This window comes from Dactylosporangium sp. CA-139066 (genome assembly GCF_050936175.1).
Lineage (GTDB): Bacteria > Actinomycetota > Actinomycetes > Mycobacteriales > Micromonosporaceae > Dactylosporangium.
The window spans coordinates 818,697-833,704 of record NZ_JBNJNH010000002.1 but is presented as its reverse complement, the minus strand read 5'-3'; the positions used below and the strand labels follow the sequence as shown (position 1 = coordinate 833,704).

Annotated in this window: 12 protein-coding genes and 1 pseudogene; 4 read left to right on the top strand and 9 right to left on the bottom strand. The window is 72.4% G+C overall.

The annotated features are described in order from the left end of the window. Positions 1-253 precede the first annotated feature (253 nt). A pseudogene (locus ACQEVU_RS48560) lies at positions 254-964 on the top strand (carbohydrate-binding protein); the annotation flags it as partial. 68 nt (positions 965-1,032) lie between these two features. Here the strand turns inward: ACQEVU_RS48560 and ACQEVU_RS48555 are convergent. The 9 genes from ACQEVU_RS48555 to htpG all read right to left on the bottom strand — a co-directional run bounded on the left by ACQEVU_RS48555 (position 1,033) and on the right by htpG (position 13,057). After that, the gene (locus ACQEVU_RS48555) at positions 1,033-1,707 is read right to left on the bottom strand and encodes a hypothetical protein (protein ID WP_433336886.1); all 675 of its coding nucleotides are present in this window, start codon (positions 1,705-1,707) and stop codon (positions 1,033-1,035) included. Positions 1,708-2,534: 827 nt separating this feature from the next. Then, positions 2,535-5,339 (bottom strand): DUF5682 family protein, encoded by a 2,805-nt coding sequence (locus ACQEVU_RS48550; protein WP_433336884.1) that lies wholly within the window; start codon positions 5,337-5,339, stop codon positions 2,535-2,537. Beyond that, positions 5,336-6,448, bottom strand: a complete 1,113-nt coding sequence (locus ACQEVU_RS48545; protein WP_433336882.1) for an ATP-binding protein — start codon at positions 6,446-6,448, stop codon at positions 5,336-5,338. Before ACQEVU_RS48545 ends, ACQEVU_RS48550 begins: the two co-directional genes overlap by 4 nt. An 11-nt stretch (positions 6,449-6,459) precedes the next feature. Continuing rightward, on the bottom strand, positions 6,460-7,755 hold the full coding sequence (locus tag ACQEVU_RS48540) for a VWA domain-containing protein (protein WP_433336880.1): 1,296 nt from the start codon (positions 7,753-7,755) through the stop codon (positions 6,460-6,462). After that, entirely contained in the window at positions 7,752-9,104 is a 1,353-nt protein-coding gene (locus tag ACQEVU_RS48535; protein WP_433339705.1) for a hypothetical protein, read from the bottom strand. The genes ACQEVU_RS48540 and ACQEVU_RS48535 overlap by 4 nt, the downstream gene beginning before the upstream one ends. After that, complete coding sequence (locus ACQEVU_RS48530) at positions 9,104-9,598, bottom strand: hypothetical protein (protein ID WP_433336878.1); 495 nt, start codon at positions 9,596-9,598, stop codon at positions 9,104-9,106. Before ACQEVU_RS48530 ends, ACQEVU_RS48535 begins: the two co-directional genes overlap by 1 nt. A 68-nt stretch (positions 9,599-9,666) precedes the next feature. Next, positions 9,667-10,833 (bottom strand): aminoglycoside phosphotransferase family protein, encoded by a 1,167-nt coding sequence (locus ACQEVU_RS48525; protein WP_433336876.1) that lies wholly within the window; start codon positions 10,831-10,833, stop codon positions 9,667-9,669. An 11-nt stretch (positions 10,834-10,844) separates the two neighbouring features. Continuing rightward, a complete protein-coding gene (locus tag ACQEVU_RS48520; RefSeq protein WP_433336874.1) occupies positions 10,845-11,213 on the bottom strand; it encodes a nuclear transport factor 2 family protein in 369 nt (122 codons plus the stop codon). Then, positions 11,210-13,057, bottom strand: coding sequence for a molecular chaperone HtpG (gene htpG, locus ACQEVU_RS48515; protein ID WP_433336872.1), 1,848 nt, complete (start codon positions 13,055-13,057; stop codon positions 11,210-11,212). The genes ACQEVU_RS48520 and htpG overlap by 4 nt, the downstream gene beginning before the upstream one ends. An 82-nt stretch (positions 13,058-13,139) precedes the next feature. Between htpG and ACQEVU_RS48510 the strand changes: the two genes are divergently transcribed. The 3 genes from ACQEVU_RS48510 to ACQEVU_RS48500 are packed head-to-tail and all read left to right on the top strand — an operon-like array spanning position 13,140 to position 15,006. After that, positions 13,140-13,481 (top strand): YciI family protein, encoded by a 342-nt coding sequence (locus ACQEVU_RS48510; protein WP_433336870.1) that lies wholly within the window; start codon positions 13,140-13,142, stop codon positions 13,479-13,481. After that, a complete protein-coding gene (locus tag ACQEVU_RS48505; protein WP_433336868.1) occupies positions 13,478-14,692 on the top strand; it encodes an RNA polymerase sigma factor in 1,215 nt (404 codons plus the stop codon). Before ACQEVU_RS48510 ends, ACQEVU_RS48505 begins: the two co-directional genes overlap by 4 nt. Beyond that, a complete protein-coding gene (locus tag ACQEVU_RS48500) occupies positions 14,689-15,006 on the top strand; it encodes a DUF5808 domain-containing protein (protein WP_433336866.1) in 318 nt (105 codons plus the stop codon). Before ACQEVU_RS48505 ends, ACQEVU_RS48500 begins: the two co-directional genes overlap by 4 nt. Positions 15,007-15,008: the final 2 nt, after the last annotated feature.

Sequence of the window (15,008 nt, the reverse complement as noted above, 5' to 3'; positions counted from 1 at the left end):
GGTCTCCACACCTTCCGGAAAGGATCGCGATGCGCACAACGTCCCTGATCCTGAGCGCGGTCACGGCCACCGCCCTGGCCGTCACCGCCGGCGCGCTGGCCTACGCCAACAGCGACCCGGCGCCGGCGTCCGACACACCCCCCGGCATCGCCCCGGTCGTCTTCGCGGCGATGCAGCGCGACCTGCACATCACCCCCGCGCAGGCCCGCACCCGTCTCACCAACGAGTCCCGCGCCGCCGCCGTACAGCACACATCGGCAGCGGCACCCGCTGCTCGATCGGCTTCGCGGTCTCCGGCGGCTTCGTCTCGGCCGGCCACTGCGGCACCGCGGGCGCCCGCACGAGCCAGCCCGCGGGCACCTTCCGCGGCTCGAGCTTCCCGGGCAACGACTACTCCTGGGTCCAGGTCGACGCCGGCAACACGCCCCGCGGCCTGGTCAACAACTACAGCGGCGGCACGGTGGCCGTCGCGGGCTCGACGGAGGCCGCGGTCGGCGCGTCGGTCTGCCGCTCGGGCTCCACGACGGGCTGGCGCTGCGGCACCATCCACCAGAAGAACGCCTCGGTCACCTACTCGCAGGGCACGGTGACGGGCCTGGTCCGCTCCAACGCCTGCGCCGAGCCCGGCGACTCCGGCGGCTCATGGTTGTCCGGCAACCAGGCCCAGGGCGTGACCTCGGGCGGCTCGGGCAACTGCCAGTCGGGCGGCACGATGTACTACCAGCCGGTCAACGAGATCCTCCAGGCGTACGGCCTGACGCTGCTCACGACGGCCGGCCCGACCCCCACCCCGACGTCCACCGGCGGCACCCCGCCCCAGGGCGGCACGTGGGCCCCGAACACGGCTTACGCCGCAGGCGCCACGGTGACGTACGGCGGCCAGACCTACCGATGCCTGCAGTCCCACACATCTCAGGTCGGTTGGGAGCCCCCGAACGTCCCCGCGCTCTGGTCACCCGCCTAGACCTGCATCGAGGGAGGGGTAAAAGGACGGGCCCGGCATCTGGCAGCCGGGCCCGTCCGTCACCTTTGTCAGGCTGACTCGATCAGATCGGCAACGCGCACCAGCGAGCCCAGCCGCCCCGGAATCGCATCGGGATCGGCGATGCGCCCGGTCTCGTACGTCAGCAGCTGGTCCCCGTACAAACTCCACTCCGGCAGCCGCCCGGCCACGTGCTCGGCGACGAGCTCCCGCCCGAACACCGCCCGGGCCGCCTCGGGCTGATCGGCCGAGATCCGGTACGCGCTGTCGAACGGCTCGTACCCGATCGCCGTGGCCCGATCCCCGAACAGCGCCCGCCCGAACCGCGACATCGCCCCGCGGTACTGCACGGCGATGCTCGGCCAGCTCCGCCGCAGCCGAACCACGTACAGCACGTAGTGATGCGTCGAGGTCGTGGTCGACGCCGAGTCGCCGACCCCCGTCGTGCTGGTGGTCGTGTACGTGTATTCGGCCACCGCCACCGCCCGCCCCCCGACCGTGCCGGACAGCGCGAACTCCACGCCCCGCTTGTTGCGCCCCGGCATGCGCTGCCACCAGTCCACGTCGGGCCGCGGCTGGTACTGCCACCGGTTGCGCACCGCCCAGTACTGCAACGCCTCCACCCGCCGCCGCTCCTTGCGATGACCGAGAACCGCGGCGACGATCGCGAGCACCAGGAACGCGCCCAGGCAGCCGCCCATGCCAAGCACCACCGACGAGTCCATAGACCCACGCTAATCACCCCCATCCACTCCTCCGCCGACCGCAGCCGCCGCAAACCGCGAGTCGCAGACAGGGCGCGAGGCGCGGCGCGGGAAGGGCGTGCGGCGCGGCGCGGCGCGCGAAGGGCGTGCGGCGCGGCGCGGCGCGGCGCGCGAAGGGCGTGCGGCGCGGCGCGGGAAGGGCATGCGGCGTCGGACGCGGCGCGGGGCAGAGCAAGGCGCGGCGCGGACGCGGTGCGGGCAGGGCGAGGCGCGGCAGGGTGTGGGCGGCGCGGACGCGGTGCGGGCAGGGCGAGGCGCGGCAGGGTGTGGGCGGCGCGGACGGGGCGCGGGCGGGGCGAGGCGGGGCATGCGGCGAGGGCGGCGACGGCGGGGTGCGCGGCGCGGGCGGCGACGGCGAGGGCGGGGCGCGGGCGGCGACGGCGGGGCGCGCGGCGCGGGCGGCGACGGCGGGGCGCGCGGCGAGAGCGCGCGTGAGCCGGTGTCAGGCGCGAGGTGCAGGGCCCCGCGCCAAGGATGGACGCTCGGCCGCGTTCGGAACGGCCCGTGACCGGATGCGGCGGTTGGCTCCGTGGGCCTCGCTCGGAACGGCCCGTGACCTGCCGCGGCGGTGTGGACCCGTGGGACGCACTCAGAACGGCTCGTGACCGGCCGCGGCGGTGTGGACCCGTGGGACGCACTCAGAACGGCCCGTGACCGGCCGCGGCGGTGTGGACCTGTGGGCCTGGCTCGGGACGGCCTGTGACCAGGCGCCGGCGGTGTGGCCCGCGCGCCCCGCCCGGAACGGCCTGTGACCGGGCGGGGCGCGCTTTCACCGTGCCGGAAACGGCCTAAACCGGCGCGGCAAGCAGAGTGGCCAGGGCCTCGGCCGTCTCACCATAAGTGCTCAGCAGCGGCAGCGGGGCCGTTGCGGCCACTGTTGGTCCAATCTCCCGCCAGGTCGGCTCCAGTCCGAGCGTCTCGGCGAGCGCGTCCGTCGTCGCCGGGTGCGCTGCCAGGAAGGCGGCCGCGGGGTGAGAGGTCGCGGTCAGAGCGGCGCCGGCGCCGGCGGGGGAGCGGCGCGATGACGCGGGTGAGGGGGCCAGCCACGGCGGGACGAAGGCGTCGAGCGCGGCCAGGGTCGACGGGAAGGTGCGGCCGGCCTCGCGGATGAGGACCGGGACCAGCTCGCCGGCCTGGTCGCGCAGCGTGGTGATGAGCGTTGGCAGCCATGGCAGCAGGACCGGGTCGGGCAGCTTCGCGAAGGCGTTGGACATGAACTCGACCACGAACGGCGTGAGTTTCGGGGCCGGGTCCAGGGCCTGGATGAAGCCGCTCAGATACTGCGGCACCGACGGCACGACCAGCGGGTTGGCCAGCAGGTCGGCGCAGCGGGCGCGCAGGTCGGGCAGGGGGAGCAGGCCGAGCTGGTGGTGGGCCGACCACAGCAGGGCGACCTTCGCGGGGCTCTCCGGGTGCGACTGGCGCACGGCGAGCTCGAGCTGGGCGCGGTCGCAGCCGAGCGACAGGGCCAGGCCCTCCATCGTGAACAGGAAGCCGAGCATCGCGGCGACCTGGCCGACGCCGGTCTCGTCGTCGACGAACGCGGTGGGCAGCAGGGTGCAGTAGTGGGCGTAGCCGGCGGTGACGAAGGACTCGCACCAGGTCGGCAGCGTAGGCTCGGCCGAGCGGTAGTACGCCAGCAGGCGCCGGATCCGCTTGAGCACCTCGGGCGCGTCGTCCACCGTGCGCTCCGCCGAGAGCAGCTCGACCGCGCGGGCGCCGAGCTCGTCGGTGAAGCGGCGGCTGCCGAGGAACAGGATCGAGTCCTCGACGGCGCGCAGGGCGACCGCCGCGGTGGCGTCGGGCGCCCAGACCGAGCGGCGCAGGCGCTGCTCGACGACCTGCTCGACGGTGACGCCCTCGTAGCCGAGCTCGATGATGTAGCGCTGGTGCTTGCCGATCGACAGGTCCCAGCTCTCCTGGATCGACTTCTCGCCCAGCCGGCGCGTGCCCATGATGGGGCGCACGGCGCCGTCGGGCAGCAAGTACCGCAGCATCCACAGCAGGTGCGACGCCGGGGCGAGCTCGGGCCGGCCCGCGATGTCGAGCAGCGCCCGCTGCACCGTCGAGCGGGTGAGGTCGAGCCCGATCGGGGCGAGCCGGTCGTAGACGTCCTGGGCCAGCGGCGGCAGCGCCTCGTAGCCGACCTGGCCGACGCGGTCCCCGCCGAGCAGGATCTCGCAGAGCCGCCGCACGTCGCGCCGGCCCGGCACGGCGTCCTTCTCGATGCACGTGACCGCCGCGTCCTGGAAGTCGTACGGCGTCGGCCGCGCCCGGTTGCGCATCCCGGCCAGCAGTATCGACGTCTCGAACACCGCGATCGCGTCGGCGGTGCTGGCCAGGTAGCCGTTGCGCCGGGCCAGCCGCACGATGTCGACGCACCAGCCGAGCAGCTCCTCCTCGTCGAGCCCGTCGAGCACCGGCGGGCTGGCGAGGAACCCGGTGAGCCGGTCGTTCACCGGCTCCGGCGCGGCGCCGGCCCCGGTCGCCGCGACGGCCTTGCGCTTGCGGGCGCCCCGCTGCCCCTCGAGCTGGAACGGCTGGAGCCGCTCCCGGGCGACCGCCTTCTGCCACGTCGCCGCCGCGATCGACACCGAGCCGGAGGCGAGCCCGAACTGCGCCTCGATGGCCGAGTGGCTGGACGGGATGAGCCCGTAGAGCCACTTGGTGCCGGTGCGCGGGCTGATCTCGAAGTCCGGCACGCCTTCGGCGGTGCCGAACTCCTCGACCCGGCTCGCGGCGTGGAAGGCGCCGCAGATGTAGAGGCAGTCGGCCTTGTCGACGCCGGTGCGCGCCAGGTGCTCGCGCATCCGGGTCCACATGTAACGCTCCCGGTCCTCGTCGACCTTCACCCGCCGGGCGTCGGTGGGCTGCAGCCGCCGGAACAGGCTGCCGATGAGCACCATGACCTGGCGGTAGGTGGCGTAGTCGGCGCCGGCGAGCGGCTGCTCCACATACTGGTCCCACCACTCCGACCAGTGCCGCACCTTGCCGTGGTGCAGCAGGTGCCGCTCGAGCTCGGCGAAGCGCGGCCGCAGGTCGCCGATCTCGATGCCGACCGCGTCGCCGTGCAGGTCGGCGTCCTCGGACTCCTCGGCGCCCTCGGCGGACGGCGCCTCGTCCTCGCGCGGCTGCCACTGGAACACGTGGTCGGTCGAGCGGTCGACCAGCACCAGCTCCACGCCGGGCGTGTCGAGGGCGTAGGCGATCGCCTGGTACTCCGCGGACGCCTCCGTGATCGGCGCGACGACGCTGAGCGGTCCCCACTCCTGCGGGAACCCGTCCAGCTGGGACGCGAACGCCTGCAGCGCAACGGGGAGCCGGCAGTTGCGCAGCTCGTTGAGCAGCGGCGTCATGTCCTCGCACAGCTCGAGATAGATCACCTTGGGCCGCTTCTCGCGCAGCCGCCGGACCATCGCGAGGCCCGACGCCGGCGAGTGGTGGCAGACCGGGAAGATCTCCAGCTCCTCGCGCAGCGCCCGGTCGACGTCGTCGACGATCCCGGCCAGGATGTCGGGCACCGCGCCCGGTCCCTCGGCGAAGGCGGTGGCCGCCTCCACCATCTGGGACCGCAGGGCATCGAACGAGCTCATGACAACGTGGCGATCGCCTGGCGGCCGCCCTCGAGGAACGCCGGCCACTCGCCGCCGTCGTCCTTGCTGCGGGGCTCGACGACGCCGTGCCAGTACTTGTTCAGGATCGCGAGATCCTCCGGGCTGCGCCGGGCGAGCGAGCCGACCAGCGACCCGGCGAGCGTCTCGGCCTTCAGCCGGCGGTCGCCGAAGAACGTGCTGTGCAGGATCGCGTCCTCCAGCACGCCGATCTGCTCGGCGGTCGACAGCGCCGACTCGAGCTTCTCGTCGTCGCTGGTCGCCGAGGCGGCCGCGGCGCGCAGGTCGGCGAAGCTCTGCAGCAGGATGTCGAGCAGGTTGGGCGGCACGTCGAGCTCGATCTGGTGCCGGCGCAGCAGCTCGGTGGTGCGGAAGCGAACGATCTCCGCCTCGCTCTTCTTGTTGGTCACCACCGGGATCCGCACGAAGTTGAAGCGCCGCTTCAGCGCCGAGGACAGGTCGTTGACGCCCCGGTCGCGGCTGTTGGCAGTGGCGATGATCGAGAAGCCGGGCTGCGCGAAGACGATGTTGTCGTCGTCGAGCTCAGGGATCGAGACGTACTTCTCCGACAGGATCGAGATCAGCGCGTCCTGCACGTCGCTGGTGGAGCGGGTCAGCTCCTCGAACCGGCCGATGACCCCCTTCTCCATCGCGGTCATGATCGGCGAGGGGATGAGCGAGGCCCGCGACTGGCCCTTGGCGATGACCATCGAGACGTTCCACGAGTATTTGATGTGGTCCTCGGTGGTCCCCGCCGTGCCCTGCACGACGAGCGTCGAGTTGCGCGAGATCGCCGCCGCCAGCAGCTCGGCCAGCCAGCTCTTGCCGGTGCCGGGGTCGCCGATGAGCAGCAGCCCGCGGTCGGAGGCCAGCGTCACGATGCTGCGCTCGACGAAGCTGCGGTCGCCGAACCACTTCTGCGAGATCTCGCGGTCGAGGCCGTCGGCCCTCTCGGAGCCGAGGATGAACAGCCGGATCATCCGCGGGCTGAGCCGCCACGAGAACGGCTTCGGCCCGTCGTCGATCGACTCGAGCCAGTCCAGCTCCTCGGCGTATTTGGCCTCGGCGGGGGCGCGGAGCATGTCGGTCATGAGGGGGTCTCCTATGCGAGGAAGCTCTTGAGTTCGGCGACAAGCTTTTTGATGTGCCCGGAGAGCACCGGCGCGCCCATGTCCTTGAACCGCTGCCGGAACCACGGGTTGACGCTCTGCTGCCCGCCGCTGCTGACGGAGCCGACCGGGATGAACTTGACTCCGGAGCGATGCATCGCCTGCATCGAGTCGAACAGGACCTGCGACTGCGACTCGTAGAAGTCGGAGATCCACACCACGACGGTGTTGCGCGGGTCGGCGACCTTCGGCTGGGCCAGCGCCATCGCGACCGTGCCGTCGGTGCCGCCGCCGAGCTGGGTGCGCAGCAGCACCTCGAACGGGTCGTGCACCCACGGCGTGAGGTCCAGCGCGCGTGTGTCGTAGGCGACCAGGTGCACGTCCACCTTCGGCAGGCCGGCGAAGATCGAGGCCAGGATGGTGCAGTTGACCATCGCGTTGACCATCGAGCCGGACTGGTCGACGACCACGATGAGCCGCGCCGGGGTGGTGCGCTTCGCGGTGTGCTTGTAGAAGAGCCGGTCGACGTAGAGCCGCTCGTCCTCGGGGCTCCAGTTGGTCAGGTTCTTCCAGATGGTGCGCTCGATGTCGAGGTTGCGGAAGACCCGCTTCGGCGGCACCGACCGGTCGATCTCGCCGACGCTGGTCTGCTGGACCTGCGTGCGCAGGACCGCGGCGACCTCGTCGACGAACCGGCGGATGAGCGCCTTGGCGTTGGCCAGCGCCACGCCCGAGAGGTTGTTCTTGTCCCGCAGCAGCTGCTCGATGAGCGACATGCTCGGGGTGAGCTGCTTGGCCAGCGCCGGGTTGGCGAGGACCTCGCGCAGGTGCATCCGCTTGACCAGGTCGCCCTCGATGCCGCCGAGCACGCCCGCGAGCCCGCCGGCGTTGGGCCGGCCGCGCAGCTCGCCCGGGTCGAGGCCGAGCGCCTTCTCGAACCAGCCGGCGTCGGCCTGCCAGTTGGCCAGCTGGGTGGCGCTGACGTTGCCGGAGCCGGTGTTGAAGACGTTGATGAGCAGCTTCGAGACCAGCGCGGCCCGCCGCACCTCCAGCCCACCAGCGCCGTCGTCCTCGGGCGCCATCAGCCCCTCGAACTCCGCGGCCAGCTCGGGGTGGCGCTGGACCAGGTTGTCCACGGTCACGCCGGGATCGAGCAGCGCGGGCGGGAGGGGTATGTCGTCGACGATCGCGACGCTGGCCGACTCCAGGGCCGGCTGCTCGTCGGCCTCGAAGATCCGGCCCAGCATGCGCCAGTAGAGAACCTGGCGCCGATTCTCCTGTGGTGTCATTTGCGCAGCAGCCTTCCCGCCCGCTCGCGCAGCACCTCGACCGCCTCGCCGGCCGCCTTGGCGAGCTTCGCGTCGTCGGGGCCGAGCGCCCAGTCGCCGGTATGCACGGCCGCCTGCTTCTTCTTCACCGTCGTCTGCACGCCCAGTGGCTGCACCGACCAGGCGCCGTCGTCCCACCGCAGGAGGCCGATGCAGGCGCTCGCGCCGGCCAGGATCTCCGGCGTCAGCGGCCCGCAGGCCGGCAGCCGGCGGGTGTCGAGCGTGACCGTCGACAAGTCCTCGACGAGGACCGGCTCGGCGATGCGCACCGGGTGCCGCTCCAGCGGCGGCGTGGCCGGGGCGAGCGCGGCGCCGAGGTGGATGCGGGCGGTGGTGAACGGGTCGGCCTCGTCGCCGAGCCGGGCCCGGGCGTCGTCCCAGATCAGGTCGCCGCCGGCGGTCAGCGGCATGTCGGTCAGCTCGAGCACGCGCCGCTGGGCCAGCGCCGTGAGCAGCCACTGGTGGCCGCCCAGCAGGCGCCAGATCGCCGGGCCGACGATCGTGTCGACCTTCGCCGCGGAGACGCTCGCCCGCACTATGCGCACTTCCTTGGCCGCATGCTCGCCGCCGGCCTCCAGCACCCCGTGGACCTGCGCCTGCACCGCGGTCGGGTGCTCGTGCACGTCGGTGCCGAGGATGTAGAAGCGGCCGGTGACCGGCTCGGCGGCCGCGGCGCGCGGGCCGCCGTCGCGGGCCAGCAGCAGCGCGCGGCTCCACAGGTCGGCCCAGCGGCGCACCGGGACGTGCTCCAGCGTCGCGATCGGGCTGCCGGCGCGCAGCTCCGCGGCGAGGCCGTCGAGCAGCACCGCGAGGCGGCGCAGCGCCGGCTCGCCGAAGGCGGCCTCGATGGCCTGGCTCGAGGCGGAGACCAGGTCGTTGTCGACGCCGCGCCAGCCGGTGATGGCCAGCTCCCGCAGCCACGAGCGCGCGCCGGCGAGCAGGTTGGGCGGGGCCGCGCCCGCCTCGGCGGCACCGGCCCAGCCGGCCCGCCGGCGCCCGAGCGCCGCGTCGGCCGAGGCCAGCAGGGCGTCGTGGACGGCGCCGAACAGCGCGATCCGGGCGGCGGCGAGGGCGAACAGGTGGTCGTCGGCGATCGAGCCGGCGGCGATCTTGTCGATCGCCTCGGCGACCGGCTCGTGCAGCGGGCTGCCGGCGAAGGCGCCGGCGAGCGTGGCGAGGGCGTCGGCGCGGTCCTCGTCGACGCGGGCGAAGCCGTGCAGCAGCCCCTCGTCGACGGCGGCCGCGAGCTCGAGCGCGGGCCCCACGCCGGCGTCGGCCTCGGCGCCGGGCGCGAACAGCGAGGACAGCATCACGCCGCCTCCCCCGCACTCGAGACGGACGGGAACCAGTGCAGCTCCGGGATCGCCTCGCCGCTGCCGGGCCGCTCCAGATAGGCCAGGTGGCGCAGGAAGCCGCTGAACACGGTGGCGGCGGGGGCGGGCTCGTGGTGCGCCTTCAGCCCGGCGGCGAGGGGCCGGCCGTCCTCGACCTCGATGCGCAGGTAGCGGGCGACGCGATCGCGCCCGTACTGCACCTCGGCCTCGTCGAGCAGCGCCTGCAGATGCTTGCAGGGGTGGGCGCCGCGCAGGCCGCCGCAGGGCCGGTTGTTATTGGTGCTGCAGCTCAGCCCGTGCGTGCCCGCGCCGATCGAGGAGACATAGACCCGCTCGATGTCCGAGCCGCTCGACACCACGCCCTGCAGGCGCCCGTCGGCGAGCTCGACGAAGGGGACCTTGGCGAGGCGGCGTGGCTGCACGGGCGGTATGACGACCGCCGTCGAGCGCGTTTCGACGCTCAAGACCATCGACCTCCAGCATTAGGGGGTGGTTCTTGACGCCGGTAGTTGTATCTCATGGGTACGACAAAAACGGGCTACCCCAGGGCGACCGCCCTCCGCAGGCAGGCCGGGACGTCTTCGGCGTGATACGGCCATTCACTTGGTTCGATATTGTGGACGAAGCCGGCGTAGATCACGGCGTCCAGCAGCGGCGCGACGGGCCGCAGCAGCTCGACCGCCCGCTCCGGCTCGCTGCGCGGCGCGACCCGCCGCCAGAGCGCCGCCCAGTGCTCCACGAGGGCCGCCGCCGGCTCCGGCTCGAGCCCCTCGCACAGCGCGAGGATGTCGAACGCCGGGTTGCCGAGGAACGCGTCGCCCCAGTCGAGGACGGCCGGGGGTACCGACGTGGAAAACCGCACATTGCCCGGGTGGAAGTCGCCGTGGACGAGGGTGTCGGGAAGGCCGCACTCCGCGACCGCCGCCAGCCGGGGCGCGAGGCCGCCCACCAGCGCGTCGAGGCCGAAGATCTCGGCGAGCCACGGCACGGCCGCCGCCACGATCTCCTCGCGCAGCCGGGGGCCGCGCCGGTCGTGCACCCCGCGCCCGGCCAGCTGCGTCAGGTCGTCCGAGGCGCGCCGCTGCACCCCGTGCAGCAGGTCGGCCATCGCGAACCGGGCCTCGGACGGCGCACCGAAGCCGTCCTCGCCGGGCAGGTGGCTCAGCAGTTGGCGGCCGAAGTCGTCGGAGGCGAGCAGCCGCGGCGCGGCACCGGGCGCGACGGCGCCGAGCCAGGCCAGCACCTCGGTCTCGGCCCGCATGAACGGCGGCAGGTGCTTGAGCCAATGCAACTCGTCGAGCCGCCAGAGCGCCGACAGGTTCCAGGTCTTGCGCTGCACGATGTTTTCGGGTGTACCGAGGCCGAGCCCCCGCATCACCTCCAGCGCCCACCGGATCGACGCCGCCGGCCCGCCCACCTCGGCGTAGGGCGCCCGGCGCGGGTGCGGCGCCGGCTCGAACGCCACGGGTTCGAGCGCGGGCGCCGCCCCGTCCAGCTGCGCGAGGTACGTCACCGCCCCGCCCGGCGGATGCGGCCGGTCGGCGTGCAGCAGCCGCAGCACGGTCACGTCGGCGCCGAAGCGCTCCCGCGCGCCGGCGACCACGTCCCAGACCTCGGGCCAGTAGGGCACCTCGACGGTGAAGGGCGGCAGGGCGCCCAGCACCGCGCCGGAGCCGTCCACGAGCACTAGCGTGACCGTTCGCACGACTCCAGTGTCTACACGGCGCTGCCGTGTGCGGCGACGATTTTCCAACCGCCGTCCGCGCCGCGGTGCCAGGTCCGCGTGTACCGCATCCGCCAGTCGAACGCCTCGCCGCCGAACGTGCCGGCGAGGCGCCCCAGGAACCAGGTCACGCCGAGGTCCCCGTCGACGAGGACCTCGACCTCCTCCTCGTCGACCCGCGTCATCACCTGGTGGCCGGTGCGGTGGACGTGCAGGTCGTCCTGTTTGCGGTACAACTTCCCGTCCGGTCCGGTGAAGACCAGGCGGTCGTCGATCAGCTCATCCAGGGCCGCCACGTCGCCGGCCAGCTGCGCGGCCTGCAGGCGGCGCTCGGCCGCCAGCAGCTCGTCCTCGGCGCTCACAGCGACTGCGCCAGGCGGTCGGCGACCAGGCGGGTGAAGCGCGCCGGGTCGGCGAGCTCGCCGCCCTCCGACAGCAGCGCGATGCCGTAGAGCAGCTCGGCGGTGTCGCGCAGGCCGGGGGCCTCGGGGTCGGCGGCGTGCGCGTCGCGTAGCCCGGTGACGAGGGCGTGGTCGGCGTTGAGCTCGAGGATGCGCTTCATGTGGGGCATTTCCTGGCCCATCGCGCGGTACATCTTCTCGAGCGTCGGCGTCATGTCGTCCTTGTCGCCGACGATGCAGGCCGCCGAGGTGGTGAGCCGGGTCGACAGGCGCACCTCCTTGACGTCGGCCTCGAGCGCGGTGCCGAGCCACGACAGCAGCGGCGCGAAGCCCTCGCTGCGCTCCGGCGCGATCTCCTCGGCGCCGAGGTCCACCTGTCCCTTCGCGACCGACTGCAGGTTTTTGCCGTCGTACTGCGTGACCTGCTCCACCCACACCTCATCCACGGGGTCGGTGAGGATGAGCACCTCGTAACCCTTCGCGAGGAACGCCTCGAGGTGCGGCGAGTGCTCGACGGTCGCGCGCGTCTCGCCGGTCATGTAGTAGATGTCCGTCTGGCCCTCGGGCATGCGCTCGACATAGGCGCGCAATGAGGTCGGCTCCGGCGAGTGCGTCGACGGCAGCAGCAGCAGATCGAGCAGCGTCTCGCTGTTTTCCGCGTCGTCGAGCAGACCCTCCTTCAGGGTGCGGCCGAACTCGTTCCAGAACGTGGAGTACCGCTGGCTGTCCTTGTCCTTGATCTCACCCAGCGTGCTGAGGACCTTTTTCACCAGGCGCCGCTGCACGACCTGGATCTGGCGGTCCTGCTGCAGAATCTCGCGCGAGATGTTGAGCGAAAGGTCGTGCGCGTCGACGACGCCCTTGATGAAACGCAGGTACCGCGGCGTCAGCGCCTCGCAGTCGTCCATGATGAAGACGCGCTTGACGTACAGCTGGACGCCGCGCTTGCCGTCGCGCATGTACAGATCGAACGGCGCGCGGGCCGGGATGAACAGCAGGGCCTCGTATTCGAACGTGCCCTCGCCGCGCATGTGAATGGTCTCGAACGGGTCGGTCCAGTCGTGGCTGACGTGCTTGTAGAACTCGTGGTACTCCTCGTCGCTCACCTCGCTGCGCGGCCGCGCCCACAGCGCCTTCATCGAGTTCAGCGGGGCGTCGGCGCCGGCCAGGCGAATGGGCCAGGCGATGAAGTCCGAGTACTTCTTGACGATTTCCCGGATCTTCCAGTCCGCGGTGTAGTCGAAGAGCTGGTCCTCGCTGTCCTCGGGCTTGAGGTGCAGCGTCACCGAGGTGCCCTGCGGCGCCTCGTCCAGCGCCTCGATCTCGTAGGTGCCCTCGCCGGCGGACTCCCACCGGGTGCCGTGGTGCTCGCCGGCCCGGCGGGTCACCAGCGTCACCTTGTCGGCGACCATGAACGTCGAGTAGAAACCGACGCCGAACTGCCCGATGAGCTCGGCCCGCTGCTGCTGCTCGGGTGATTCACGCAACTTGCGCAGCAGTTCCGCGGTGCCGGACTTGGCAATCGTGCCGATGAGGGACACGACGTCTTCGTGGGACATCCCGATCCCGTTGTCGCGGACCGTGAGCGTGCGCTGATCCTTGTCGATCTCGATCGCGATGTGCAGATCGCTCGCGTCGACCTCGAGGTCCTTGTCGATCAGCGATTCCAGGCGCAGCTTGTCCAGCGCGTCCGAGGCGTTGGAGATCAGCTCGCGCAGGAAGATGTCCTTGTTGGAGTAGATCGAGTGCACCATCAGCTGCAGCAGCTGTCGGGTCTCGGCCTGGAACTCCAGCGTCTCGCTCACCCTTGATTCCTTTCCGGAAGTGTCGAATCCGGTGACCCAAGTTCGTATGGGAGGTATCAAGTATGCCGAGAGGGAGATGGTCATGAAGCAGTACCTGTTGAGCGTCGTCGAGCCGAGCACCGGCGAGCCGCCGTCGGACGAGGTGATGGCGCGGATCGTCGCGCAGGTGGAGGAGCTGGACCGGGCCGTGAAGCAGGCCGGTGTGTGGGTGTTCAGCGGCGGCCTGCACCCGCCGGGCAGCGCGACGACGCTGCGGCCCAAGGGCGACGACGTGCTGACCAGCGACGGGCCGTACGCCGAGGGCAAGGAACACCTCGGCGGATTCATGGTCCTGCAGTGCGCCGACCTCGACGAGGCGCTGGAGTGGGGCCGCCGCGCGGTGGCGGCCACGATGCTGCCGATCGAGGTGCGACCCTTCCGATGACCGGGCCGGTCGAGCGGGTCTTCCGCGAGCAGTACGGCCGCGCGGTCGCCGTCCTGGTCCGCACCTTCGGCGACATCGACCTCGCCGAGGAGGCGGTCCAGGAGGCGTTCGCGGCCGCGCTGCTGCGCTGGCCCGCCGGCGAGCCCCCGCCGGGCGCGGCGGGCTGGATCATCACGGCCGCCCGCCGCCACGCGATCGACCGGGTCCGGCGCGAGGCCAGGCGCGCCGCGAAGCACGCCGAGGCGGATCTGCTGTACGGCGTACCGCGTGAGGAGCCGGACGATCTCCTGCGGCTGATCTTCACGTGCTGCCACCCCGCGCTGGCCCGCCACGCGCAGGTGGCGCTCACGCTGCGGCTGCTCGGCGGGCTGAGCACCCCGGAGATCGCCCGCGCGCTGCTGGTCCCCGAGCCGACGCTCGCACAGCGGATCGTGCGGGCGAAGAACAAGATCAGGGACGCGGGCATCCCGTACCGCGTGCCGGGCCCCGCCGACCTGCCGCAGCGGCTGTCGGCGGTGCTCGCGGTGGTGTACCTCATCTTCAACGAGGGCTACTCCGCGAGCTCCGGCCCCGACCTCGTGCGCGACGACCTGTGCGCGGAGGCGATCCGGCTCGGCCGCATGCTGTGCCGCCTCATGCCCGGCGAGCCGGAGGCCGCCGGCCTGCTGGCGCTCATGCTGCTGGTCGCGGCCCGGCGCCCCGCCCGCGTCGGCCCGGAGGGCGCGCTGGTGCCGCTGCCGGAGCAGGACCGGGGCGCGTGGGACCTCGCCCTGATCGACGAGGGTCACCGGATCGTGCGGGACTGCCTGCGGCGCAACCGGCCCGGGCCGTACCAGATCCAGGCCGCGATCAACGCCGTGCACACCGACGCGACCCGGCCCGAGGACACCGACTGGGGCCAGATCGTCCGGCTGTACGACCAGCTCATGGCGGTCGCGCCGGCGCCGGTCGTCGAGCTCAACCGCGCGGTCGCGGTGGCCGAGCTCGACGGGCCCGACGCCGGGCTGCGGCTGATCGAGGGGCTGCCTCTGCGGCGGTACCACGTGTTCCATGCGGTCCGCGCCGATTTCCTTCGTCGCGCGGGCCGCGTCGCCGAGGCCCGGGCCGCGTACGCGACGGCCGCCGAGCTCTCCGGCAACGAGCCGGAGCGCGCGTTCCTCCGCTCGCGGCTCTCGCACCTCGGCGGCCTGAGTGAGATGCTCGAAGGATGACCGATCCGGTGCTCGCTCAGCTGCTCGCGGTCGCGCTGATCGTGGCGATCGTCGCGCTGGCCGTCGTCGTGATCCCCATCAACCGCCGCGGCGCGCCGATCAGCGCCCGGGGCGGCCGGGAGGATCGCGGCTGGTACGGGTTCATCTACGCGAACCCCGACGACCCCAACCTTTTCGTGCCCAAGCGCCTGGGCCTGGGCTGGACGATCAACTTCGGCCACCGCCGCGCCTGGCAGGCGGTGTTCGGCCTGCTCGCCTTCATTGCCCTGAGCATCGTGCTCGGCACGCTCGCCGGCGCACACGGCCGCCACTGACG